The organism is Campylobacter sp. RM9333 (assembly GCF_020137705.1).
In the GTDB taxonomy this organism is placed as follows: Bacteria; Campylobacterota; Campylobacteria; order Campylobacterales; family Campylobacteraceae; genus Campylobacter_E.
Genome location: NZ_JACGAY010000059.1, coordinates 1 through 657 on the forward strand (window position 1 = coordinate 1; position 657 = coordinate 657).

The 657-nt window shown below is 23.0% G+C and carries 1 protein-coding gene; it reads right to left on the reverse strand.

Annotated elements, in window-relative coordinates; translation table 11 throughout:
- A partial coding sequence (locus tag AVBRAN9333_RS09440) for a glycosyltransferase (RefSeq protein WP_336609913.1) occupies positions 1–657 on the reverse strand: 657 nt, incomplete at both ends.

Sequence of the window (657 nt, forward strand, 5' to 3'; positions counted from 1 at the left end):
CATCAACTCTTTTTCTATAAAAATATCTAGCATTTTCAATAAATATTGCATCTTTTTCTAAATTATCCAATAAATACTCATTTATAAATTTAGCATCTTCAAAACAAGGTTTTAAATCTTCATCAAATTTAAATTCCTTTATTAATTCAATTTTTATAATTGCACTAGCAGCTGAAAGCTGTATATTTTTATCCAAATCCTTAATTTTAATTGATTTTTTATTTTTATATTTATAATTTAGTGGGTGATTGTCTTTATAAAAATTATCTTTTTCATGGTAAAAAATAATATTTGAACTTACCATCGCTAAATTATTATTTTTTGATATTTCTATATCTATATTTTTAAAAAAGTCTTTATCTAAAAAATCATCAGGGTCTGTAAAAGTCACCCAAGGAGTTTTAACGTATTTTAGTCCAAGATTTCTAGCACTTGCTTGTCCTCCGTTTTCTTTATGAATATAAGTAATATTGTTTGGGTATAGTTTTTGATACCTTTTAATAATATTAACTGAATTATCACTAGAACCATCATCTACCATTATTAATTGAATTGATTTTTCAAACCCTATACTTTGATTTATTATTGAAGTAAAAAAATCATCTAAATATTTTTCTACATTATAAACAGCTGAGACTATTGTGTAGGTTGAATATG